Origin of the sequence: Streptomyces sp. GbtcB6 (assembly GCF_019091475.1) — a bacterium.
GTDB classification, from domain to species: Bacteria; Actinomycetota; Actinomycetes; order Streptomycetales; family Streptomycetaceae; genus Streptomyces; species Streptomyces hyaluromycini.
Genome location: NZ_JAGXJL010000080.1, coordinates 1 through 22,768 on the forward strand (window position 1 = coordinate 1; position 22,768 = coordinate 22,768).

Here is a 22,768-nt window from a genome sequence, read left to right on the forward strand (position 1 = left end):
CCCTCGCACAGCATGACGATGAGGGCAAGGCAGGCGAGGATCCCGATGCGCCCGGGAGTGCTGCGTGGCTTCGCGGCGCGGACGTCTGGGACGACCTGCACCCGACGGCCGGGCAGCAACGCGAGCTGTACGACTGGCTGCTCGCGCACGGCGAGAATGTGCTGACCGGGGACTCCTTCTTCCACCTCTCCGCCTACGGTCAGGCGCTCCCCGGCCTGAACCTGTGCGGTGCCGGGCGGGTCGTCTGTCTGATCGACCCGGTCGGCGACGTGTACGCCTGCCCGTTCGCCATCCACGAGGAGTTCCTCGCCGGCAACGTCCGCGAGACGGGCGGCTTCGGCGGAGTGTGGCGGGACTCCGAGCTGTTCCGGCGGCTGCGTGCCCCGCAGCACGGCGGAGCCTGCGCCTCCTGCGCGTTCTACGACACCTGCAAGGGCGGGTGCATGGCCGCGAAGTTCTTCACCGGCCTTCCGCTGGACGGCCCCGATCCCGAGTGCGTGCAGGGACACGGCGAGCAGCGGCTCGCGGGGGGCCGGGGCGGCCGCCCCCGCCCGTCCGCGGACCATTCCCGGCGTCCGCGGCCGGTGGACCTCGTCCTCACCCGCCGCGAGGACCCGGCCCGGCCGCCGGTGAGCGACTGCGCCCAGGACCCGCTGGCCGGGCTCCGACTGACCTGAGGACCCGATCTCCGAGGAGTGGCAGATGCGACGCCGGAACCCCTGGTTCGAATCGGTCGCCGAGGCACAGCGACGGGCCGAGAAGAGACTGCCGAGCACGGTCTACGGCGCGCTCGTCGCGGGCTCGGAGCGCGGGCGGACGATCGACGCCAACATCGCGGCCTTCGCCGAACTGGGCTTCGCCCCGCGGCTCGTGGGCCACCACGCGGAGCGCGATCTGTCCACGACCGTGCTGGGCGTACCGACGGCCCTTCCCGTGCTCATCTCACCGACCGGCGTGCAGGCGGTGGACCCGGAAGGGGAGGTGGCCGTGGCACGCGCCGCGGCCGGGCGGGGCGTCATCATGGGCCTGAGCTCGTTCGCGAGCAGACCGGTGGAAGAGGTCACCGCCGCCAACCCGGACACCTTCTTCCAGCTGTACTGGAGCGGTACCCGGGACACCATGGTGCAGCGCATGGACCGGGCCAGGGCGGCCGGCGCCAAGGCGCTGATCGTCACCCTCGACTGGTCCTTCTCCCACGGACGCGACTGGGGGAGTCCGGCCATCCCGGACCGCATCGACTGGAGAACCGCGCTGCGCCTCACGCCCGACGTCCTGCCCCGCCCGGGCTGGCTGTGGAGGTATGCGAGGTCCGGCCGTGTCCCCGACCTCACGGTGCCCAACCTGCGGCCACCGGGCGGCGACGCCCCCACGTTCTTCGGCGCCTACGGCGAATGGATGCAGACCACGCCGCCGACCTGGGAGGACGTCAGGTGGCTGCGGGAGGAGTGGGGCGGACCGTTCCTCCTGAAGGGCGTGACCCGGCTGGACGACGCCAAACGGGCCGTCGACGCCGGAGTGTCGGGACTGTCGGTGTCCAACCACGGCGGGAACAACCTGGACACCACCCCTGCCGTCATCCGGGTCCTGCCCTCCATCGCGGCAGCGGTCGGCCACCAGGTGGAGGTCCTCCTCGACGGCGGCGTACGGCGCGGCGGGGACGTGGCGAAGGCGCTCGCCCTCGGCGCCCGTGCCGTGCTGATCGGCCGTGCCTACCTCTGGGGCCTCGCGGCGAACGGACAGGCCGGCGTCGAGAACGTGCTGGACATCCTGCGCGGCGGGCTCGACTCGGCCGTGCTGGGCCTCGGACACTCCCGCGTCGACAAGCTGGGGCCCGGGGATCTGGTGATACCACCGGGTTTCCCGCTGACCCTGGGCGGCGGGGACCTCCCGGTGCCGCCCGAGGCCGTCCCGGCCCACGTCGAGTCACCGGTCGCCTGAGCATGCCGGCGGACACCGGGGTGCGAGATCTCTCGGACGCCGTCTGGCCGGCCGTACCGTCCGGTGCGCTCGTCCTGGTTCCGGTCGGGTCCACCGAACAGCACGGCCCGCACCTGCCGCTGGACACCGACACCGTGGTCGCCCACGCGGTCGCCCGGCGGACGGCCGACGCCCTCGCCGGCGGACCGTACCGCCAACCGCTGGTGGCACCGCCGCTCGCGTACGGCGCCAGCGGCGAACACGCGGACTTCCCGGGCACCGTCTCGATCGGGCACGAGGCGCTGCACGCGGTGATCGTGGAGCTGGCGCGCTCGCTGTTCCTGTGGGCGGGCCGCGTGGTGTTCGTCAACGGCCACGGCGGCAATACGGCCACCCTCGGCACGGCCGTCGGTCTGCTGCGTGCCGAGGGCCACGACGCCGCCTGGACCTGCTGCGAGGTAGCGGGCGGCGACGCGCACGCCGGCCGGGCGGAGACCGCACTGCTGCTGTACCTGACACCCGACCGGGTATGCCTCGACGACGCCGTCGCCGGTGACACGCGGCCGCTTTCCGTCCTCCTGCCGGAGCTGATGGCCCGGGGTGTCCGCGCGGTCTCCTCCTCCGGTGTGCTCGGCGATCCCGCCGGTGCATCGGCCGAGGAGGGCCGTCGGGCGATGGCGGCGATGGTGTCCGCGACCGTCGGCCGGATCAGCGCGTGGACCTGCGACGACCGGGGCCTTCTCGGCGATCCGACCCGCCCGGAGGCGGTAGACCCATGACACTTCCCATCGGTTTCGTGGTCGAACTGGACCGGCACACCCGGGTCGTCGACGGGGGCAGGGCTCTCCTCGGCGGGTTCCCGACCCGGCTGCTACGGCTGACACCGCGGGCCCGGCGGCTCCTCGTGGGCCGGACCATCCCCGTACGGGACACGGCGAGCGCGTTCCTCGCGGACCGGCTGCTGGCGTGCGGCATGGCCCACCCCATGGCCGCATCGCTGGCGGAACCCCCGGACCCCCGCTGCACGGTCGTGATCCCGGTCCGCGACCGCCCGCGCCAACTGGACCGGCTGCTGCGGAGCATCGGCACGGACCATCCGGTGGTCGTGGTGGACGACGCCTCACGCCGCCCGGCGGCCGTGGCCACCGTCGCCGCCCGGCACGGCGCCCGGCTGGTCGCCCTGACCGCGAACGTCGGGCCCGCCGGCGCCCGCAACGCCGGGCTCCGGCTCGTCACCACCCCGTATGTCGTCTTCGCCGACTCGGACATCGTGCTCGACGCCGACACGGTCCCGACCCTGCTACGGCACTTCGCCGATCCCCGGGTCGCCATGGCCGTACCACGCATCACCGGTCTGCCCGACGCCGCCACGACCTGGATCGAGCGGTACGAGAACGGCCGGTCCTCCCTCGACCTCGGCGCACATCCGGCGCCTGTGCGCCCCGGTACACCCGTGTCCTGGGCGTCCTCGGCCTGCGTGGTGGCGCGGGTGGACCTGCTGGGGGAGGGCTTCGACGACGGCATGCGGGTCGGGGAGGACGTCGACCTGTGCTGGCGGCTGGTCGACGCGGGGCTGCGGGTGCGCTACGAGCCGGTGGTCCGGGCCGCACACGAGCATCGCGTGCGCGTGGGGGACTGGCTGCTGCGCAAGGCCGTGTACGGGACCGGGGCCCAGCCCCTCGCCGCCCGGCACCCGGACTTCATCGCGCCTGCCGTGTTCGCCCCGTGGAGTCTGGTGTTCGTCACCGCGCTGCTCGCCCAGCGCCGTTGGTCGGTGCCGGCCGCGGGGGCCGTCCTGGGGGTGGTCACCGTGCGCATCGCCCGCAAGCTGGACGGTACCCGGCATCCGTACCGGCTCGCCGTGCGGCTCACCGCCAACGGCGCCCTCGGCACCTTGTCGCAGGCCTCCGCGCTGGTGACCCGGCACTGGTGGCCGCTCACGGTCGTCGGCTGCACCGTGTCCCGCCGGGTGCGCAGAGCCACGGCGGTGGCGGCTCTGGCCGACGTAGCACTTGAGTACCGGCACGAACAGGTTCCCCTCGACCCCCTCCGCTACGCCGTCGCCCGCCGTCTGGACGATCTCGCCTACGGGGCCGGAGTGTGGCTCTCGGCCCTGCGGGGCCGCTCCACCGGCGCGCTGCGGCCGCGCGTCACCCGCTGACGCGAGGCCGACCCGACATTCCGTACCCTCAATTATTGACTCGACCGATCGGTACAGTTAACTTCGTAGGCAAGCCCGGGTGAGTCCTGCACGAACGACGAGGTTCGAAGAGGGGTACTGCCTGTGTTCAAGGAATTTGTCGTGTCCGGTGACTCGCACATCATCGAGCCGGTCGATCTCTTCAAGACCCGGCTGCCCAAGCACCTCCGCGAACGGGCTCTGTGGGAAGAGGAGTTCACCCTGGACGAGCCGATCGTCCCGGGCGGTCACACGGAGTTCAAGAAGCTCCACACCATCGGCTTCGACGGCTGGACCATCTCCAAGTACCGCCAGCACGGCGGGGAGACGCCGGACGGCGAGCCGGAGCACATCATCCGCGACATGGACCTCGACGGCGTCGACGCGTCGGTCATGTTCCCCAACCTCTCGCTGTTCGTCCTGTTCACCGACGACCACGAACTGTCGATGGCTCACGCGCGCGTGTGGAACGACTACATCGCCGAGCGCTATCTCCCGCACCGGGACCGCCTGCGCCCCACGGCGGCGATCCCGCTCACCCGCATCCCCGACGCGGTCGCCGAGATCGAGCGGTGCGCCCGGCTGGGGATCGGCGCGATCCTGCTGCCCGACATCCCGCCGGTGCCCTACTGGTCGCCGGAGTACGACCCGGTGTGGGCCGCGGCCCAGGCGAACGGGATGCCGGTCTTCTTCCATGTCGCCACCGGCGGGGTCAAGGTCAGGGAGAACGTCTCGGAGACCGCGGTCACGGTCCGGGGCCTGATGACCTCCATGAACATGGGCAAGGGCCAGCTGACCGACGCCATGGTGGCGAGCCGCACCATGAGCGCCGGGGGCGGCGGGGCGGCCGGTCCGCAGGGGATCATCGCCGACCTGGTGGCCGGCGGCGCCTGCGAACGCTTCCCCGACCTGCACTTCAACCTCATCGAGTACAGCGCCGGCTGGCTGGTCTCCTACATGGGGTTCATGGACAAACTCTGGAAGACCGGCACCGGCCAGGACCCCGACTGGTGGCTCGGCTTCTGGGACGACTCGCGCTCGCCGAAGGAACAGCCCGCGATGGGACGGCTGTTCGCCGTGAACAGCCGCTGGCCGCACCCGCTCAAGCCCAGCGAGTACGTCCGGCGCCAGATCCATGTGCAGTTCGCCGACGACCCCACAGCGGTCAAGGCCCGCCACATCACCGGCCTGTCGACGATCATGTGGGGCAACGACTACCCGCACGCGGAGGGCACCTTCCGCAGCAGTGCCGACTGTGTCGCCGAGAACTTCGTGGACGTCCCCGACGCCGACCGCGCGGCGATCCTGGGCGGCACGCTCGCCGGGATCGTGGGCTTCGACACGAGCCGGAAACTGGCTCCCGTCCCGCAGGGCACCTGAACCGCGACCGGGTGACGGACCGCCCTCGGAGCGACCGGGCTGCGGGGCCGGCTTTGCGGCCGGCCCCGCCCCCCGGAGAAGTCAGCCTACCCAAGTATCCCTAAAAAAGTACACTCATTAGGGCGGAAGACCGGTCTTGCTGGAGACGGGCTGATCGCGCTCGGGATCGACAGCGAGGCGCTCTGACGAACGTACGAGAGAGGAGTCGCGATGACCACGACACTCGAACCCGACGGGACCCACGACGGTGTCGCCGCCTACCACTTCGACAACCGGCTCGGCGGGCCGGTCCTCAGCCATCAGAACCGCTGGGACGAGATAGCCGCCGCGCACTCGGGCTTCCGCAGCACCGTCGCCCGCGGCCACTGGGTCGTCACGGACGGCCCGGCGGTGCAGAAGGCGCTCCAGGACTGGCGCACCTTCTCCAACAAGTCGGTGACGGCACTCGATCCGGATCCGACGTTCCTGTGGATCCCCGAGATGCTGGACCCGCCCGTGCACACCGTGTGGCGGCGGCTGCTCGGCCACTACTTCTCCCCGAAGACCGTCGCCGCCCGCGAGCCGGAGATCCGCCGGGTAGCGGGCGAACTGATCGACGCGCTGAAGGAGCGCGACGGCGCCGACGTCCTCGACGAGTTCGCGCGCCGTTTCCCGACCCTGATCTTCATGCGCCTGATGGGGCTGCCCGAGGAGGACCTGCCCACCTTCCTGGACTGGGTCCACGAACTGCTGCACCTCTCCCACAGCGAGGACCCGGACGGCAGCAGGCGGCTGGCCGCCATGCGGGCGGTGTCGGCGTACTTCGAGGAGCAGATCGCGCTACGCCGTTCGACTCCGCGCGACGACCTGCTCTCCCACGCCATGACCTGGACCGTCGACGGCACACCGATCAGCGACCGGGACATGCACGCCTTCTGCGTCCTGCTCTTCCAGGCCGGCCTGGACACGGTCCCGATCTCCATCGGCTGGGCCCTGTACCACTTCGCGACGCATCCGGAGCAGCGCCGGGAGATCCTCGCCGACCCCTCGCTCATCGCCACCGGCGTGGAGGAGACCCTCCGGGTCTACTCCTTCGTCGTCCCGGCGCGGAAGGCGACGCGGGACGTCGAGGTCGGCGGCTGTCCGGTGCGGGCGGGCGAGATGGTGATGCTCCCGCTGGCGGTCACCAACCGCGATCCCGACCGGTTCGACAACCCGAGCGAAGTGGACCTGCGTCGCAAGGCCGTCAACCACATCGCGTTCGGCTCGGGCCCCCATCGCTGCCTGGGTTCGCACCTCGCCCGCCTCGAACTCAACGTGGCGGTCGAGGAGTGGCACCGCCGCATCCCCGACTACCGGATCGCGCCCGGTCAGGATCTCTGGCAGCACGGCAACATGTACGGCATCAAGTCGCTCCGCCTGGAATGGCGTGGTTGAGGGGGCGCGCGTTCGTGGTGCCACGATTGGAGTGTCCTCATTTCGCAGCTCCGTCTCGTCCCTCCGGCGCGGTGACGCATAGACTCGGGAGCCGCGAGAGCCACCGGAGGAGTGACCCATGGCGACTGCCGTCGATCGCGAGTTCGCCGACGGCGAGACCGGTACCGGGGTCGGCAAACTCGCCGCGCAGACCGCACTGCGGATCGAGGCCACCGTGATCCGCCGGGGCTGGCCCGTCGGCGAGTCACTCGGCTCCGAAGCGGACCTGCGGGAACGCCTGGGCGTGAGCCGCGCCGTGCTGCGCGAGGCCGTCCGACTGGTCGAGCACCATCAGGTCGCGAGGATGCGGCGCGGCCCGGGCGGCGGCCTGATCGTCCGCGCCCCCGACGCCGGACCCGCGACCCGGGCCATGGTGATCTATCTTGAGTACGTCGGCACCAGCGTCACGGACCTGCTCCAGGCCCGCCGGCTGCTGGAGCCCATCGCCGCGGGACTCGCGGCCGGGCGCCTCACCGAGGACGGGATCGCCACCCTCCGCACGGCCCTCGACGACGAACTCGCCCACCTGGACGACCCGTCGGTCCACTCGCAGGAACCACTCCACCCGATGCTCGGCAAACTGTCGGGCAATCCCGTGCTGCATCTGTTCATCGACGTCCTCACCCGCCTCACCGCCCGGTACGCGCACACCTCCCGTCGGCTCTCCAGGGCGGAGACGCGCGCGGCGAAGGAGTTCTCGCACCGGGAGCATCGCGCGGTCGTCGACGCCGTGATCGCCGACGACGGTGCCCGTGCCCAGACGGAACTCACCACGCACCTGGAGTCGGTGACCGCCTGGATCGCGAAGCACCGCGTGCACCGCGGCCGGCGCGTCGAGGGGAACGTCGTCGAACCCGAACTGGTCGAGGGCCCGAGGGCCAAGCTCGCCGAGGTCGTGGCGGCCAGGATCCACGACGACATCGCCGCGCGGGGCTGGCAGATCGGGATGGTGCTCGGTTCGGAGGCGGACCTGTTGGCCAGGTACGGCGTCAGCAGGGCCGTGCTGCGCGAGGCCGTCCGGCTCCTCGAGTACCACTCGGTCGCCCGGATGCGCCGGGGTCCGGGCGGCGGGCTGATCGTCGCGGAGCCCGAGCCCCGGGCCAGTGTCGACACGATGGCGCTCTTCCTCGAGTACCAGGGCGTCACGGCCGACGACCTGCGGATCGTCCGCAACGCCATCGAGCTCGGCATCGTCGCCAGGGTGACCGCCCGGCACGCCGAGGGCGACACGGAGGTCGCCGAGCGCCTGGCGAGGGCCGTGCGGTGGACCACGGAGGGCCCGGCCGGAGAGCCCCGCAAGGCCGACCTCTTCCACTCCGAACTGGCAGCCCTGGCCGGCAACCCGGTGCTGTCGCTCTTCCTCGACATCATCACCGAGCTGTTCCGCCGGCACGCGTCCGGCCACGACCGGCCCCTGCCCGGTGACAAGGCAGCCGACGAGGTACGCCACGTCCACCAGCGCATCCTCGACGCGATCCTGCAGGGGGACGCCGGGGTGGCACGGCACCGCATGCGCCGTCACCTGGACGCGCTCATGCCCTGGTGGCACTGATCCTGCCGCCCGCCTGACCCCCGTCCCTTCGCCCGGCAAATAAGTATCCTGAATATCGAAGCAAGCCCGGTAGAGCGGAGTAGCTGAGTGAAGATCACCATCGATGCGGCGCAGTGCTCCGGGCACGCGCGCTGCGCGGCAGCGGCGCCCGGACTCTTCCGTCTCGACGACGACGGTTATGCGCTGCCCTACGACGGCGACGTCCCCGAGGACTTGGAAGACGCCGCCCGGGACGGGGAGTTGGCCTGCCCGGAACGGGCGATCACCATAGAGTGACGTCCACATGGTGACGCCGTGAACGCACGAGCCCCACGGCCTTGGGCCGTGGGGCTCGGTCATGCCCGGTCGCTCAGCCGGCCGGCTGCGGCGGCGGCGTGAAGTGGTGCCCCCAGAAAGCGCCGTCCGTGATCTCGTAGACGGGGACGGGCTCCGGCACCTTCAGGCCGTTCCAGCCGAACTCCACGGCATAGTTCTCCGGTGACCACACGTAGAACGACACCATGTGGTCGTTCGTGTGCTTGCCGAGGCTGTGCATCATCGGCACCTCGTACTTGCCGGCCCGGTCCAGGGCGCGTCCGACGTCGTCCAGCGTCGCCGCCTCGACCATGAAGTGCAGCAGGCGCCCGGGGCCCGGCATCGGGGTGACGCCGAGGGTGTGGTGCCGGGCATTGCAGCCCATGAACCAGGTCGTGCCGCCCGGCGAGCGCATGGTGTTCCGCTCGATGAAACCGAGCACGTTGACGTAGAACTCGAACGTGGTCCGTGCGTCCTCGGCGGAGACGATCGCGTGCCCGAACCCCATGTCCCCGGTGACGAACTTCGACACCAGCGGGGTGTGCACGGGCACGTGGTCGAGGACCGTGCCGTAGAAGAGCTCGACCGGGTTGCCGCCCGGGTCGTTGAACTTGACGAAGCCGGTGACCTTCCGGTCCGCCGCCTCGGCCTCGGTGCCCGGCGTCACCTTGATCCCGGCCTTCTCGACGTCCGCGACCAGGCGTTCGAGCTCGCGCTCGTCCAGGACCTCGAAGCCGATCGCCGTCATTCCGGGCTGGGCGCCCGGGGAGACGACGATACGAGCCGGGTAGTCGTCCATCCGGAAGGACAGCGACTCGGAGCCGCCGCCCTCGACCGGCATGAGCCCGAGGAAGTCGGCTCCGAAAGCCTTCCACTTCTCGATGTCGTTGGACTCGAGCCTCAAGTACCCGAGCGAATGAACTCCCATCCGACTCTCTCCTTCACGCTGGTCAGTCCAGGGCGGCCAGGGCCCCGGTTCCTCCACATGCGCGACGGTAGGCGCTTCGGTGTGCCCGCCGCCCGGGGCCGTCCCGCTGACCGGGAGAGACGGGAACGATCGACAGCGGCCGACTGGGACCGGGCCGGCACGCGAGGATCCGTCCGTTGTGCCATCCACGAGGTGTTTATTGTATCGACCGGCTATTCTATTTTTCGCTCGAGGATGCGAGGCCGCGCAACGGGAGCGAGTCATGACCGACAAGGACGTTGAGGGAACCGACCTGCGCGACGGGCGCATCGGCGAGGACCTCGTCGACGTCGGCCTCACCAGTGTCTGGGGGTCGCTGTGGGCTCGTGAGGGACTGGCCCCGCGCGATCGGAGCCTGGTCACACTGGGCATCCTCATCGCCCTGGGGGCGGAGAGCGAGCTGAAGACCCACGTCCGTGTCGCGCTGACCAACGGACTGACACGGGACGAGATCGCGGAGGTCGTCTACCACTCCAGCGGTTACACCGGTTTCCCGCGTGCGGTGGCCGCCCGTACCGCCGCTCGCGAGGCGCTGGAGGACTGACCTGGCCGGCCGTCCGCGTGGCGGAGCAGTCTCCGGCCCGCCCCCGATTTTCCCCCATCCCCCCACTTCCACCTGGAGGAAAGACCATGGCCGAGGCCGACATCAAACCCGCCCTCGACGAACGGATTTACGACTACCAGGACGACCGGGACGCCAAGTGCCCGTTCGCTCCGCCGCCCGGACTGCGCGCTCTGAACGAGAAGGCTCCTGTGACCCGCGGCCGGATCTGGGACGGCAGCACCCCCTGGCTGGTCACGGGCCACGCCGCCCAGCGCGCGATACTCTCCGACCCACGGGTGAGCTCGGACGACAAACAGCCCGGATTCCCGCTGCCCAACCGGGCGATGGCCGAGAACGTCCAGCACTATCCGCTGACCATCTTCAACGCGGACGGCGAGGACCACAGCCGCATTCGCCGCATGATGACCCGGCCGTTCACCCGACCGCGGATGGAGGCGCTGCGGCCGGAGATCCAGCGGTTCACCGACGAGCTGATCGACAAGATGCTGGCCGGTCCCAAGCCGGTGGACCTGGTGACCGCGCTGTCGCTGCCGCTGCCCTCGCTGATGATCTGCGCACTGCTCGGAGTGCCGTACGACGACCATGAGTTCTTCCAGGAGAACGCCTCCTTCGCCACCCGCAGCGACAAGACCGCCGAGGACGACCGGCGGGCCAACGAGGCGCTCGGCGGATACCTGGCGGCGCTGCTTCAGACGAAGATGGAGAACCCCGGCGACGACGTGCTCTCGGACTTCGCGGCGCGGATCAAGGACGGCGACCTCACCCTTCCCGAGGCGACCCTGCTCTCGATGATCCTGCTGATCGCCGGGCACGAGACCAGCGCCAACATGATCACGCTGGGGACCGCCCTGCTGCTCGAAAACCCCGAGCAGCTGGCCCGGTTGCGGGAGATCGACGACACGAAGGCCGTCGCGGGCGCGGTCGAGGAGATCCTGCGCTATCTGACCGTCGCCCAGTTCGGACAGCGGCGGATCGCCAATGAGGACTTCGAGTTCGAGGGCGTGCGCATCGAGGCCGGCGACGGCATCGTCGTCCCGCTGCCCGCCGGGAACTGGGACCCGACGGCGTTCCCCGAGCCGGACAAGCTCGACCTCGGCCGCAAGGCGAGCCACCACCACGCCTTCGGCTGGGGCATCCACCAGTGCCTCGGCCAGCAGCTCGCCCGCATCGAACTCCAGGTCGTCTACGGCACCCTCTACCGCCGCGTCCCGACCCTGCGCCTCGCGGTCGACCGCGACGAACTCGCTTTCCGCCCGGCCGACTCGCTCGCCTTCGGCATCAAGGAGCTGCCGGTCACCTGGTAGCGGGGGCTCCGTCCTCGCCTGGCAGTGTTGCTGCGGGCGCCCTCATGAGGCTGCTGGTCCCGCCTGTACCGGCGGGACCAGCAGCCTCATCCGCGGTATCTCACCTGAATCTCCGGCCCGTTCCGGCGGGCCGGTCAGCGCCGCGCAGCTGCCGCATCCGTGCCGTCCCCGGTCCGCCGCGCCGTCGCTACGGCCTTCGGCGCGGTGGGTTCGGGCAGGGTGCGGAACAGCAGCCAGCTCAGCACGGGCATCAGGATCAGGGGGGCCAGGGCGGTGCGCAGGGAGGTCGCGTCGGCGAGGCTGCCGATGAGGGGGCTGACCAGGCCGCCGATGCTGACGGTCAGTCCGAGGGTGACTCCGCCGGCGGTGCCGACGCGGGTGGGCAGGTAGTCCTGGCCGAGGGTGACGTGCAGGGAGAAGGGGACGTACAGGCCGGCGGAGGTCAGCGCCACGAACACGTAGAACACCGGGCCGGGGACGAACACGGTGCCCGCGACGGCGGCGATCGTGAGGAGGTAGGACCAGCGGGCCACGGTGACCCGGTCCCAGCGGTTGGCCAGGCTGCCGCCCAGCACGGAGCCCAGCGCACCACCGGCGTAGAGCACGGACAGCGCCGTCGTGCCCGCTGCCGTACCGCCGCCCGTGCGCTGCTGCGCGTAGAGCGAGATGAAGGTGCTCAGGCCGACGAAGACGATGGACCGGAAGACCACGGCCAGCGACAGCTTCACGAACGACGCCTTGTCGTCGGCGCCCACCCCGACGCCGGTGTCCGAGCCGTCGTGGGCTGCCTTCTGATGCAGTGCACGCAGGACGGGCAGGCAGAGCACGCTGCCGGCGAGGGCGGGCAGCACGAGCAGGGGTGACAGGTGAAGGCCGCCGGAGGTGACGACGGCGGTGACCATCAGCGGCGCGGCGGCGAAACCGAGGTTGCCGCCGACGGAGAACCAGCCCATCGCGCTGTGGCTGCCCTCGCTGACGAGCCGGGCGATGCGGGCGGACTCGGGATGATAGGCGGCGACCCCGACGCCGGACACCGCCACGAACACCAGCGTCAGCGGGTAGGAGCCGGTCAGGCCGCTCAGGGCGATGCCGAGTCCGCCCAGGACCGTGCTCACGGGCAGGACCCAGGGCATCGCCCAGCGGTCGGTGAGCAGACCGAACACCGGTTGGGCCACCGAGGACAGCACCGACGCGGCGAGCACGATGCCCGACACCGCCGCGTAGCTGTAGGCGCGCTCGGCGACGAAGAACGGGACGAGAGAGGCGACCGCGCCCTGGTAGATGTCCACACAGGCATGGCCGACCGACAGCAGAGTGATCGATCTGTTCCTTGACACATCACCATGCTCACGGCCGGACAACATGTCGTGCTTCCGATAAACTGCCAAGCAATGACAGAAATCCGCCACGAGTCCGTGGCGCCGACCCGTACCGAGTGGCTGGCGCCCGGAGCCGCCATCGACGCCCACCGCCACGACGACCACCAGATCGTCTACGCGGGCCGTGGCGTGCTGGCCGTGACGACCGGCACCGGGACGTGGATCGCGCCGGGCACCCGCGCCATCTGGGTACCGGCCGGCACCGTGCACGCCCACCAGGCCCACGGCGAACTCGAACTCCACCTGGTCGGCCTGCCCGCGCACGACAACCCACTCGACCTGGACCAGCCGACCGTCCTGGCGGTCGGGCCGCTCCTGCGGGAGCTGATCCTCGCCTACACCCACACCCCGCACGACGAGAGTCCCGAACGCGGGCGGCTGCGGGCCGTGCTGCTCGACCAGCTGCGGGCCTCGCCCCAGCAGCCCCTGCACCTGCCCACCCCGACCACCCCTCAGCTCAAGGCGGTCTGCGAGATCCTGCGCACCGACCCCGCCGACGACCGCACCCTGGCAGCCCTCGGCAGGGAAGTCGGCGCCAGCGACCGCACCCTCTCCCGCCTCTTCAAGGCCGACCTCGGCATGACCTTCCCGCAGTGGCGCACCCAACTGCGCCTGTACCGCGCCCTGGTCCTGCTGGCCGAGGACACCCCGGTCACCACCGTGGCCCACCTGTGCGGCTGGTCGTCCGCCAGCGCCTTCATCGACGTCTTCCGCCGCGCCTTCGGCCACACCCCGGGCACACACCAACCCCACCGGCAGACAGACTGAGCGTCACGGCGACCGGCTGCACCTCCCCGATTTACAGTGGGTTGTCCCGAAGCCAGGCCAGGACCTGGGCCGCGTGCTCGTTCGGGGGGAAGATCGGGTAGAAGGCGTGCTCGACCACGCCGTCCCGGATGATCAGGGTCAACCGCTTGTAGAGCGTCAGCCCGTTGGTCTCGAAGGTGGGCAGGTCGAGTTCCTGCGCCAGGCTCCGTGCCGGGTCGGAGAGCATCTGGAACGGCAGATGCAGCCGCTCCGCGACCTCACGCTGGTAGTCGGTCTCCTGACTGGAGAGGCCGAACACACCGCCGGCGCCGGCGGCGAGAAGATCTTGGTAGTGATCGCGGAAGCCGCATGTCTCGGGGGTGCAGCCGCGCGCTCCGGGGATCGAGTCCCAGCCGTCGGGCAGGTCGACGCCCGGGCGGCCGGTGAGCGGGTAGATGTAGATCACGGTGCGTCCCGCGCCGAGTGCGTCGAGGCGGACGGTCGCCCCGTCGGTGCCCGAGAGTTCCAGGCGCGGCAGCTTCGTGCCGGGCAGGTGGGCAGCCGCGCCGTCGTCCTCGGGGACGGGCAGGTCGGCGGGCAGGCTGGTGTAGTCGGTCATCAGGTCCGCTCCTTCGTTGACCGGTGAGAGGCGGCCGCCCCGGTGGGCGGCCTGGTGCAGATGCGTGACGAGTACCGCCCGGCGGGCGGTGAGCCCCTCGATCCGCTGGGTGAGCTCGTCGATCGCGTCCCGGTAGGTGGCCAGCGAGGCCGGACACTCGTCGGCATGTCGGTGGCCGGCCGTGAGGCACTCCAGGAACGGGCGGGTGCGCTCGACGGGAATCCCGAGACTGCCGAGCGCCCGGATCTCCTGCGTAAGCCGTACGTCGTGCTCGCCGTAGTCCCGGTAGCCGTTGGCCAACCGCCCGGGCGTGATCAAGCCCAGCGACTCGTAGTAGCGCACCGCCTTCGTGGTCACACCCGCCCGGCGGGCCAGCTCGCTGATCTGCATGTCTCTCACCTCGACGAACGCTAAACCTTGCCCCCGAGGGTAAGGTCAAGCCGAGGCGGAGAGGCTGTACCGTCGGCCCCCCTGGCCTCCGTGAGAGCACCGCGTCGAGCAGCCGGTTCCGGCAGTGGATGCCCGCCGAACGGAACGGAACCTCCGGGGCATGGCGGCGGCTCCGCACCAAACCCCGGTGGCCGTCAAGACGTACCCGCGCCGACATGGGTTCGGGCCCCCGCGCCGCGAGTAGCGGTGCGGGAGCCCGTTCAGGCCACGGTACGGTCGAGGTCCTCCGCTCGTGCCGACCTCATGGTCCTGGGACGAGCAACCCGGTGATCACGCCGGGGGTCGGGATCAGGCGGCCTGGCCGACTTCCGCGTCCTGGAGACGCTCGGCCTTCGGGACCAGGGCGACGCACAGTCCGCCGAGGGCGCAGCAGCCGACGACCAGCCACATCCCGTTGGTGAATCCCTTGTCGAGGTAGAACTGGGTGCCCTTCAGGACCATTCCGTGCTGTGCCATCACCACATAGGCCACCTGAGAGACGACGATCTGCGCCACCCCCTGAGCGAGGTTCTGCGCGCCGTTGGCGAGAGCCTGCTCCTCCGGGCTGACCACTTCGATGATCATGATGGGTACGACGGCGACGACGATGCCGGTGCCGAGCCCCGCGACCACGCCCCAGGAGATGATCTGGGCGGCGGTGTGGTGGTACTGCGTGCCGATGCCGTAGCCGAGGACGGCCAGCGCGGCCCCGACGGCCAGCAGGATCCGGCTGTCCAGGCGACGGGCGACCATGCCCGTCCCCACGGCACCCACGATGATCAGGACGCTGATCGGGCTGGTGACGATGGCGTTGTGCGTTCCGGACCAGCCCAGGCCGTCGGAGACGTGCGGGATCTTGGGCATCAGCACCAGCAGCTGGATCACCACACCGACGGCACTGAGCGAACCGGCCGCCACGGAGGTGGCGAGCAACGCCGTCCACACGGTGCGGCGCCGCGTCATGGCCAGCGGGAACAGCGGCTCGGCGACCCGGCGTTCGACGAGCAGGAAGGCGATCAGCGCGACCACCGCACCCACGACGAATCCGATGAACTTGCCGCTGCCCCAGCCCCAGTCCGCCCCCTCGCCCACGGCGTAGACGATGAGGGTGACGCCGCCGCCGAGGAGGATTCCGCCGGCCCAGTCCATCCGGCCGCCGCGCTCGCGGACGGGGCTCTCCGGGACGAGGAACGTCACCAGGAGCAGGCTCACGGCCGTGCTGATAGCCATGAACCACAGAACGCCGCGGAATCCGTGGTTGTCGAGCAGCCAGCCCGACAGGAAGGGTCCGCCGAAGGCGACGAGACCCACACCGCCGGCCATGATCCCGTTGGCCAGCCCGACCCACCGGCGGGGGAAGATGTCACGGGTGATGGCGTAGCAGATCGGAGTGGCCGCCACGTAGATGCCCGCGATGCCGCGCCCGATCAGCAGCGTGCGGTAGTCGGTGGCGACGGCGGCGACCAGGTCTCCGACGAGGCCCAGCGCGGTGGCGACGACCAGCGCACGCTTCTTGCCGAACAGGGCCGCCCCCTTGACCACGAAGGGGAGGAAGAAGGTCCCGCTCAGCAGGGTCATCAGGATGAACCAGGCGATGTGGGTGGTCTGGAAGTGGATCGCGACCGCGGCCTGGGTGACGCCCGACAGCGCGGCCACGAGGGACACCAGCTGCACGGCCCACAACAGGGCGACGACGATGAGCACGTTGTGCGGGGTCGAGCGGGATTTCTCCGACGTCTCGGGTGGCGTGGTCTGTGTCTGGGACATGGAAGGGCCTTCCGTGGGTGAGCGGAGGTCCAGGGAGCAGCTTTGTTCCGGGCGGCGTGGGGGACGCCGGGAGCAGGACCGATCCCTGTGGATGGTGCCGTTCCGAGTGACCGCGGCCTGGAAAGGCCTGGAAAGAAGGGAGCGGCTCGGCTATGGCGTTCGGTGTGCCGTGTCAGGCCGGACCGGCGGAGGGAAAATCGGCCGGTCGGGGCCGGCGCAGGCTCGTCGGCTCTTGTCGCCGCCCTGACCGACCGTGTCGGTCGGTGCCGTGGTACCGGAACGGCGGCGAGGAAGGGCTGTGGTGCGGGATCTGGGGCGCGGTGTGCCGGGCCGTTCAATGTCCGCGTTGCGTTGTGCAGCCCTGTGTCGGGGATCGCTCGGAGCGAGTGTTGCGGCGAGTCCGGGGTGGGCGGCCCGGGTGCGGGCTCGAGTGTGTGCGGCCGGCGCCCCGTGGGGGAGGACGACCGGCGACACCGCTGCTCGCATGATCCTCATTGAACATACGGGTCTCTCCTGACCAGCGATGTGGCTGCCCGTAAAATAGACCCAACGGTCGGTACAATCAATGGTCTGGTCAGGAATGGCCGCTGGGGCGGTGGCGGCGCGGGTCGGTCGCGGAACCGCGCCCGCTACCAGGCCGTCCAGCCCCCGTCGACCGTGACCGTGGTGCCGGTCATGAAGCGGGACGCGTCCGAGGCGAGGAAGACCGCGGCGCCGCCCAGCTCGTCGGCCTCGCCGACCCGGCCCAGGGGAGTTCCGCGGACGATCCGTTCGCCCCAGCGGCTGTCGAGCAGGCCGGAGCTGAGATCGGTGCGGAAGTAGCCGGGCGCGAGGGTGTTGACACGTACCCCGTGTTCGGCCCACTCGACGGCGAGCGCCTTGGTGAGCGCCTCGACGCCGCCCTTGCTGGCGGCGTACGCGGCGATCCGCTCGAAACCGGTGCCGGCGTGCACCGACGAGACGTTGACGATCGACCCGGAGCCCTGCTCCAGCATCACCTTCCCGGCCTCGCGGCAGCAGTAGAAGGTGCCCGCCAGGTTCACGTCGAGGACCTGCTGCCAGTCTTCGTCGGTGACGAACTCGCTGCGGGTGAAGTGCGGACTGATGCCCGCGCAGTTGACCACGACGTCGAGGCGGCCCGCCCACTCGGTGACACGGTCGACGGCCGTCCGCACGGCGGCCGAGTCGGAGACGGAGGCGGGCACGGCCAGCACCTTGCCGCCGTGGGCCGACAGTTCGGCGGAGAGCTGCTCCAGATCGGCGGCCGTGCGTGCCGTCACGGCCAGGGCGGCCCCCGCCTGGTGGAGGGCCACCGCCATGGCGCGGCCGAGGCCCTTTCCGGCTCCGGTGACCCAGACGGTCTTGCCGTCCAGGCGCAGTCGGGTGTTCACGTCGGTCATGCCTGCTCCTCCAAGGGGATGTCGCGCAGGGTCCGCTTGAGGACCTTGCCGGAGGGGGTGCGGGGGAGCGCGTCGACGATGTCGAAACGGGCGGGCACCTTGAACTTGGCCAGGCGTGCCCGGCAGAACTCGCCCAGTTCCTCCGGCCTGGCCGTACTGCCCGGCCGGAAGACGACGAAGGCGCGGGGGACTTCACCCCAGCGGGGGTGGGTGAGGCCGACGACGGCGGCTTCCAGGACGGCGGGGTGCTCGTACAGGACCCGCTCGACCTCGGGCGTGGCGATGTTCTCCCCGCCGGAGACGATCATGTCCTTCTTCCGGTCGTCTATATAGAGGAAGCCGTCCTCGTCGACGTGCCCGATGTCACCGGTGTGGAACCAGCCGTCCTTCAGGGCCGCGGCGGTGGCCCGCTCGTCGCGCCAGTAGCCGGCGAAGACCTTCGGGCCGCGCAGGGTGATCTCGCCGAGCTCGCCCGTGGGGGCTTCCTCGCCGGAGTCGCCGACGATGCGGACCCGGGTGTGGGGCACGGGGCGGCCGACGGATCCGAGTTTGCTCAGGGAGTGCTCACGGTCGAGGAAGGTGTCACCGGAGACGGTCTCGGTCAGGCCGTAGGCGTCGGCGAACCAGGCGTTGGGGAAGGCGGTCATGATCCGCCGCAGCACCGGCTCGGGGGTCTTCTCGCCGCCGCCCAGGACGAAACGCACGGACGCGGTGTCGTACGTCTCGCGGTCCGGGACCTCCAGGACGGCGTTGACCATGGCCGGCGCCAGCCAGACGTTGGTGACCTTGTGATCCTGGATCGCGCGCAGCACACCCTCCGGGTCGAACCTGCGTTGCAGGACGACCGTGCCGCCCGCGTACAGCACTCCGAGGGCGGGCATGTCCAGCCCTCCGACGTGGTAGAGCGGGCCGCAGACCAGCGTGGTGTCCGCCGCGGTCAGCCCGAAGTGCACGATGTGGGCGAGGTTCTTGGCCTGCACGTTCCCGTAGGTGATGCACACGCCTTTGGGCCGTGAGGTGGTGCCGGAGGTGTACATCAGACGCTGCAGATCGCCCGGGACCACGTCCACCGGCTCCACCCGGGCGCCCTTGTGGCGGGCCAGCAGCTCCTCGTAACCCGTCCAAGGCGGCTGGGTGTCGGGATCGGCGTCGAGCTGGATCCGGTGCTCCAGGTGGCTCAGTCCCGGGTCGATCCGGGCCACGGCGGGGACGAACTCCGGCTCGGTCACGATCACCTTGGCGCGGGCGTGGTCGAGGATGTACTGCCATTCGTCTTCGGACAACCGGTAGTTCAGCGGCAGGAAAACCGCCCCGATCCGGTTGACGGCATACACCAGCTCAAGGAACTCCGGCCGGTTGTAGAGCAGAAGCCCCACGATGTCACCCCGGCCCACGCCGAGTTCGGACAGGCCCGCGGCCAGCTGATTGACCCGTTCATGCAGCTCGCGCACGGTCAGGTGCCGTTCGTCCTGTACGACGGTCACGGCGTCGGGCCGCTGGGTCACGTGGTAGTCGAGGATGCTCGCGAAATTGTGCACGGCGACTCTCTCGTTCGGCGACCGGCATTGTCCCGACCGGTCGGTTGCCCACTACAAAGTTTTCGTGTACTCATTGGTCTATAAAACCGTAGCCGCACTTTACGGCGCTCCGCAGCCACCGACAACCGCCGTGCGGAGCGATTTCCCGCCGAGGAGGAGGGTCTCTGTGCCACGTATTCGATGGGAGGTCGACGGGCCGGTCGTGGTCCTCCGGCTGACAAACCCACCGATGAACGCCTTCGACTCCGAGCAGCGGCGCGAGCTGGCCGCCGCTGCGCGCGAGCTGGCCGACTCCCGTGATGTGCGGGCCGTGGTGCTCTACGGCGGTGAGCGGCTGTTCGCGGCCGGTGCCGACATCCAGGCGCTGGCGGCGATGGGACCCGAGGAGATCCGGAGCTGGAACCGGGCCCTGCAAAGGACCTTCGACGAGGTAGCCCGGCTGCCGATGCCGGTCGTCGCGGGGATCACCGGCTACGCGCTCGGCGGCGGCCTCGAACTGGCGCTGTGCGCCGACTACCGCGTGGCGGCCCGGGACGCCCTGCTCGGTCAGCCCGAGGTGCAGCTGGGCATCATGCCGGGCTCCGGCGGCACCCAGCGACTGGCGCGCCTGCTCGGCCCGGCACGGGCGAAGAACCTGCTGATGACCGGCCGCCGGGTGGGCGCCGAGGAGGCGCTGCGGATCGGCCTGGTGGACGAGGTGGTCCCGGCCGACGAGGTGCTCGCAGCCGCCCTCGACTACGCGAAGCGGCTCGCCGAGGGGCCCGCCGCGGCGCTGGAGGCGATCAAGGAGGCGGTGGACCACGGCGCCGACGCCGGCGTGTCCACCGGACTCGCCCTGGAGCGGTCCCTGTTCACGGGGGTCTTCGGCACCGCCGACGCGACCACCGGACTGCGCTCCTTCCTCGAACACGGCCCGGGAAAGGCGACGTTCGGAGGTCCCGGGCGGGATGGCGGCGAGACGGACCACGACGACACGGAGGGACGTAGGGCGTGAAGGCACTGCGCTGGCACGGTGCACGGGACCTGCGGCTGGACGAGGTACCCGACCCACCGCAACCGAGACCGCACGAGGCGGTCGTGGAGGTCTCCTGGTGCGGTGTGTGCGGCACCGATCTGCATGAGTTCCTCGAAGGCCCGCACATGATCCGCACGGGCCCGCACCCCCTCACCGGAGCGGAGCCGCCCCTGGCGCTGGGGCACGAGTTCAGCGGAACCGTCCTCGCGCTGGGCTCCGAGGTGCCCGGCATCGAGGTCGGTGACCGGGTGACCGCCGATCCCGTCTGGCGATGCGGCGTGTGCTACTGGTGCCTGCGCGGCGAGTACCACATCTGTCCCAAGAGCGGCTCCGTCGGACTCGCCTCCGCCGGCGCGTTCGCCGAACGCGTCACCGTGCCCCTCGCCGGGCTGGTCCGGCTGCCCGACAACGTCACCGACGAGATGGCCGCGCTCGCCGAACCACTGGCGGTCGGCCTGCACGCGGTGACCCGGGCCGGAGTGCGACCGGGCGACAACGTGCTGGTGGTCGGCGGCGGACCGATCGGCTTCGCGGTCGTGCTCGCCGCCCGTCTCGCGGGAGCGGCCGGGCTGTATGTGAGCGAGCCGCTCAAGGAGCGCAGGGAAAGGCTCCTGGAGATCGGTGTAACGGAGGCGTTCGACCCGGGCGAGACGGACGTACGCCGCGAGGTGTTCCTGCGCACCGGCCGTATCGGCCCGGACGTGGTGATCGACGCCACGGGTGTGGCGGCGCTCGCGGGACAGGCGGTCGCCACCGTCCGGCGTGGCGGCCGGGTCGTCCTCGCGGGGGTCGGGCACGGCAACATCGAGGTGGACATGGGCCAGTTGGTCTTCTACGAGCGGACCGTGCTGGGAACCCTCGGCTACAACTTCGACATCCCCCGCGTCATCGACCTGATGAGCACCGGGCGCCTGGACGCCTCACCCCTGCTCACCGGTCGGTTCTCGCTGGCCCAGGGCATCGGGGTCTTCGGTGACCTGACCGCGGACCGGGCCCGGCATCTCAAGGTTCTGCTGACTCCCAAGGGGCTGTGACATGGATTTCGACCTGCCGGAAGAGACGCGCGCGCTGCAGGAGATGGTCCGCGAGTTCGCGGCCCGTGAGATCACGCCGCACGCCGCCCAGTGGTCCGAGAACGAGGAGTTCCCGACCCACATCTTCACCAAACTGGGCGAACTCGGCCTGATGGGCATGCTGGTGCCCGAGGAGTACGACGGCGCCGGATCGGACCTGGTGTCCTACGTGGCGGTGATGGAGGAACTGGGCGCCGCCGACCAGTCCGTAGCCTCCTCCTGGAACGCACACTCCACGATCGCGACGCTGCCACTGCTCGCCTACGGCACTCAGGAGCAGAAGCACCGCTGGCTGGCTCCGCTGGCCCGCGGCGAGGCCATCGGGGCGTTCGGCCTGACCGAGCCCGGGGCCGGCTCCGACGCGGCCGGCATCGCCACCACCGCCCGCCGCGCGGACGGGGGCTGGGTGATCAACGGCACCAAGATGTTCATCACCAACGCCGGTACGGACATCAGCCAGGGCGTGACCCTGCTCGCGGTGACCGGACGCGACGACGGGGGACGCAAGCGGTGCGCGACCTTCTACGTGCCGACGGACACGCCCGGCTACACCGTCGGCCGCAAGCTGAAGAAGCTCGGCTGGCACGCCATGGACACCCGGGAACTCGTCTTCACCGACTGCTTCATCCCCGAGGACCATCTCATCGGCGAGGAAGGCGGGGGACTGCGCCAGTTCCTGTCCGTCCTGGACAAGGGCCGCATCAGCGTGGCGGCGCTGGGCATGTCACTGGCGAAGGCGGCGCTCGCGCTCGCGGTCCAGCACGCCAAGGAGCGCGAGCAGTTCGGCCGTCCGCTGGCCGCCTTCCAGGCGGTGGCCCACAAGATCGCGGATCTGGGCACGGAGTTCGAGGCCGCCCGCTGCATGGTCTACCGCGCCGCGTGGCTCGCCGATCAGGGGCGGCCGCATGCCACGGAGGCGGCGATGGCCAAGCTGTACGCCTCCGAGGTCGCCAATCGCGCGGCCTCCCAGGCGGTACAGATCCACGGCGGCTACGGCTACATGCGGGAGTCGGAGATCTCCCGTTTCTACGCGGACGCCAAGATCCTCGAGATCGGCGAGGGCACCAACGAGATCCAGCGCAACGTCATCGCCAGGGCACTGGTCGAGCGGGCGTGAGATCCGGGTGGCTCCGGCCCCGCCGTGCGGGGCCGGACACCAGCTCCACAAGGGGACGCAGGAGTAGTGAG

General features: G+C 70.7%; 20 protein-coding genes. 14 read left to right on the top strand and 6 right to left on the bottom strand.

Annotated elements, in window-relative coordinates; genetic code table 11:
• The 8 genes from mftC to KVT45_RS50795 form a co-directional block, all read left to right on the top strand.
• The coding region (gene mftC, locus KVT45_RS50760; protein ID WP_254648557.1) for a mycofactocin radical SAM maturase at positions 1–677 on the top strand (677 nt) is incomplete at its 5' end.
• Between the two features lie 25 nt (positions 678–702).
• Positions 703–1,938, top strand: coding sequence for a pre-mycofactocin synthase MftD (mftD, locus tag KVT45_RS50765; RefSeq protein WP_217561165.1), 1,236 nt, complete (start codon positions 703–705; stop codon positions 1,936–1,938).
• 20 nt (positions 1,939–1,958) lie between these two features.
• On the top strand, positions 1,959–2,696 hold the full coding sequence (mftE, locus tag KVT45_RS50770) for a mycofactocin biosynthesis peptidyl-dipeptidase MftE (protein ID WP_308311125.1): 738 nt from the start codon (positions 1,959–1,961) through the stop codon (positions 2,694–2,696).
• Positions 2,693–4,078, top strand: coding sequence for a mycofactocin biosynthesis glycosyltransferase MftF (mftF, locus tag KVT45_RS50775; RefSeq protein WP_217561169.1), 1,386 nt, complete (start codon positions 2,693–2,695; stop codon positions 4,076–4,078). The genes mftE and mftF overlap by 4 nt, the downstream gene beginning before the upstream one ends.
• Positions 4,079–4,219: 141 nt before the next feature.
• Positions 4,220–5,476 carry an amidohydrolase family protein gene (locus KVT45_RS50780; RefSeq protein WP_217561171.1) on the top strand — a complete coding sequence of 419 codons (1,257 nt, stop codon included), beginning with the start codon at positions 4,220–4,222 and terminating at the stop codon, positions 5,474–5,476.
• A gap of 210 nt (positions 5,477–5,686) precedes the next feature.
• Positions 5,687–6,892 (top strand): cytochrome P450, encoded by a 1,206-nt coding sequence (locus KVT45_RS50785; protein WP_217561173.1) that lies wholly within the window; start codon positions 5,687–5,689, stop codon positions 6,890–6,892.
• A gap of 118 nt (positions 6,893–7,010) precedes the next feature.
• Positions 7,011–8,483, top strand: a complete 1,473-nt coding sequence (locus tag KVT45_RS50790) for a FadR/GntR family transcriptional regulator (protein WP_217561175.1) — start codon at positions 7,011–7,013, stop codon at positions 8,481–8,483.
• Positions 8,484–8,570: 87 nt separating this feature from the next.
• On the top strand, positions 8,571–8,759 hold the full coding sequence (locus KVT45_RS50795; protein WP_217561177.1) for a ferredoxin: 189 nt from the start codon (positions 8,571–8,573) through the stop codon (positions 8,757–8,759).
• 73 nt (positions 8,760–8,832) lie between these two features.
• Here the strand turns inward: KVT45_RS50795 and KVT45_RS50800 are convergent, their stop codons facing one another.
• Complete coding sequence (locus KVT45_RS50800; protein ID WP_217561179.1) at positions 8,833–9,705, bottom strand: VOC family protein; 873 nt, start codon at positions 9,703–9,705, stop codon at positions 8,833–8,835.
• A gap of 262 nt (positions 9,706–9,967) precedes the next feature.
• Here KVT45_RS50800 and KVT45_RS50805 point away from each other — a divergent pair, with 262 nt between their 5' ends.
• Entirely contained in the window at positions 9,968–10,288 is a 321-nt protein-coding gene (locus KVT45_RS50805; RefSeq protein WP_254648558.1) for a carboxymuconolactone decarboxylase family protein, read from the top strand.
• 86 nt (positions 10,289–10,374) lie between these two features.
• A complete protein-coding gene (locus KVT45_RS50810) occupies positions 10,375–11,613 on the top strand; it encodes a cytochrome P450 (protein ID WP_217561181.1) in 1,239 nt (412 codons plus the stop codon).
• A 134-nt stretch (positions 11,614–11,747) separates the two neighbouring features.
• Here KVT45_RS50810 and KVT45_RS50815 read toward each other — a convergent pair whose 3' ends face one another.
• Positions 11,748–12,950, bottom strand: a complete 1,203-nt coding sequence (locus tag KVT45_RS50815; RefSeq protein ID WP_217561183.1) for an MFS transporter — start codon at positions 12,948–12,950, stop codon at positions 11,748–11,750.
• Between the two features lie 54 nt (positions 12,951–13,004).
• Between KVT45_RS50815 and KVT45_RS50820 the strand changes: the two genes are divergently transcribed.
• Positions 13,005–13,760, top strand: a complete 756-nt coding sequence (locus KVT45_RS50820) for a helix-turn-helix domain-containing protein (RefSeq protein WP_217561185.1) — start codon at positions 13,005–13,007, stop codon at positions 13,758–13,760.
• 31 nt (positions 13,761–13,791) lie between these two features.
• Here KVT45_RS50820 and KVT45_RS50825 read toward each other — a convergent pair whose 3' ends face one another.
• From KVT45_RS50825 to KVT45_RS50840, 4 genes are all read right to left on the bottom strand, one after another.
• Complete coding sequence (locus KVT45_RS50825; protein ID WP_217561187.1) at positions 13,792–14,748, bottom strand: redoxin family protein; 957 nt, start codon at positions 14,746–14,748, stop codon at positions 13,792–13,794.
• Positions 14,749–15,096: 348 nt separating this feature from the next.
• Positions 15,097–16,554 (bottom strand): MFS transporter, encoded by a 1,458-nt coding sequence (locus tag KVT45_RS50830; RefSeq protein ID WP_217561189.1) that lies wholly within the window; start codon positions 16,552–16,554, stop codon positions 15,097–15,099.
• Between the two features lie 629 nt (positions 16,555–17,183).
• The gene (locus KVT45_RS50835; RefSeq protein ID WP_217561191.1) at positions 17,184–17,954 is read right to left on the bottom strand and encodes an SDR family NAD(P)-dependent oxidoreductase; all 771 of its coding nucleotides are present in this window, start codon (positions 17,952–17,954) and stop codon (positions 17,184–17,186) included.
• A complete protein-coding gene (locus tag KVT45_RS50840; RefSeq protein WP_217561193.1) occupies positions 17,951–19,492 on the bottom strand; it encodes a long-chain fatty acid--CoA ligase in 1,542 nt (513 codons plus the stop codon). Before KVT45_RS50840 ends, KVT45_RS50835 begins: the two co-directional genes overlap by 4 nt.
• A 166-nt stretch (positions 19,493–19,658) precedes the next feature.
• Between KVT45_RS50840 and KVT45_RS50845 the strand changes: the two genes are divergently transcribed.
• From KVT45_RS50845 to KVT45_RS50855, 3 genes are read left to right on the top strand one after another with little or no spacing between them, the layout of a single operon-like run.
• Entirely contained in the window at positions 19,659–20,486 is an 828-nt protein-coding gene (locus tag KVT45_RS50845; RefSeq protein ID WP_217561195.1) for an enoyl-CoA hydratase/isomerase family protein, read from the top strand.
• Positions 20,483–21,541 carry an alcohol dehydrogenase catalytic domain-containing protein gene (locus tag KVT45_RS50850; protein WP_217561197.1) on the top strand — a complete coding sequence of 353 codons (1,059 nt, stop codon included), beginning with the start codon at positions 20,483–20,485 and terminating at the stop codon, positions 21,539–21,541. Before KVT45_RS50845 ends, KVT45_RS50850 begins: the two co-directional genes overlap by 4 nt.
• A gap of 1 nt (position 21,542) precedes the next feature.
• On the top strand, positions 21,543–22,697 hold the full coding sequence (locus KVT45_RS50855) for an acyl-CoA dehydrogenase family protein (RefSeq protein ID WP_217561199.1): 1,155 nt from the start codon (positions 21,543–21,545) through the stop codon (positions 22,695–22,697).
• Positions 22,698–22,768 lie beyond the last annotated feature (71 nt).

Coding starts and splice junctions, on each gene's coding strand:
- mftD (WP_217561165.1), top strand. CDS start 703: ATGCGACGCCGGAACCCCTGGTTCGAATCGGTCGCCGAGGCACAGCGA.
- mftF (WP_217561169.1), top strand. CDS start 2,693: ATGACACTTCCCATCGGTTTCGTGGTCGAACTGGACCGGCACACCCGG.
- KVT45_RS50785 (WP_217561173.1), top strand. CDS start 5,687: ATGACCACGACACTCGAACCCGACGGGACCCACGACGGTGTCGCCGCC.
- KVT45_RS50790 (WP_217561175.1), top strand. CDS start 7,011: ATGGCGACTGCCGTCGATCGCGAGTTCGCCGACGGCGAGACCGGTACC.
- KVT45_RS50800 (WP_217561179.1), bottom strand. CDS start 9,705: ATGGGAGTTCATTCGCTCGGGTACTTGAGGCTCGAGTCCAACGACATC.
- KVT45_RS50805 (WP_254648558.1), top strand. CDS start 9,968: ATGACCGACAAGGACGTTGAGGGAACCGACCTGCGCGACGGGCGCATC.
- KVT45_RS50810 (WP_217561181.1), top strand. CDS start 10,375: ATGGCCGAGGCCGACATCAAACCCGCCCTCGACGAACGGATTTACGAC.
- KVT45_RS50820 (WP_217561185.1), top strand. CDS start 13,005: ATGACAGAAATCCGCCACGAGTCCGTGGCGCCGACCCGTACCGAGTGG.
- KVT45_RS50825 (WP_217561187.1), bottom strand. CDS start 14,748: ATGCAGATCAGCGAGCTGGCCCGCCGGGCGGGTGTGACCACGAAGGCG.
- KVT45_RS50830 (WP_217561189.1), bottom strand. CDS start 16,554: ATGTCCCAGACACAGACCACGCCACCCGAGACGTCGGAGAAATCCCGC.
- KVT45_RS50835 (WP_217561191.1), bottom strand. CDS start 17,954: ATGACCGACGTGAACACCCGACTGCGCCTGGACGGCAAGACCGTCTGG.
- KVT45_RS50855 (WP_217561199.1), top strand. CDS start 21,543: ATGGATTTCGACCTGCCGGAAGAGACGCGCGCGCTGCAGGAGATGGTC.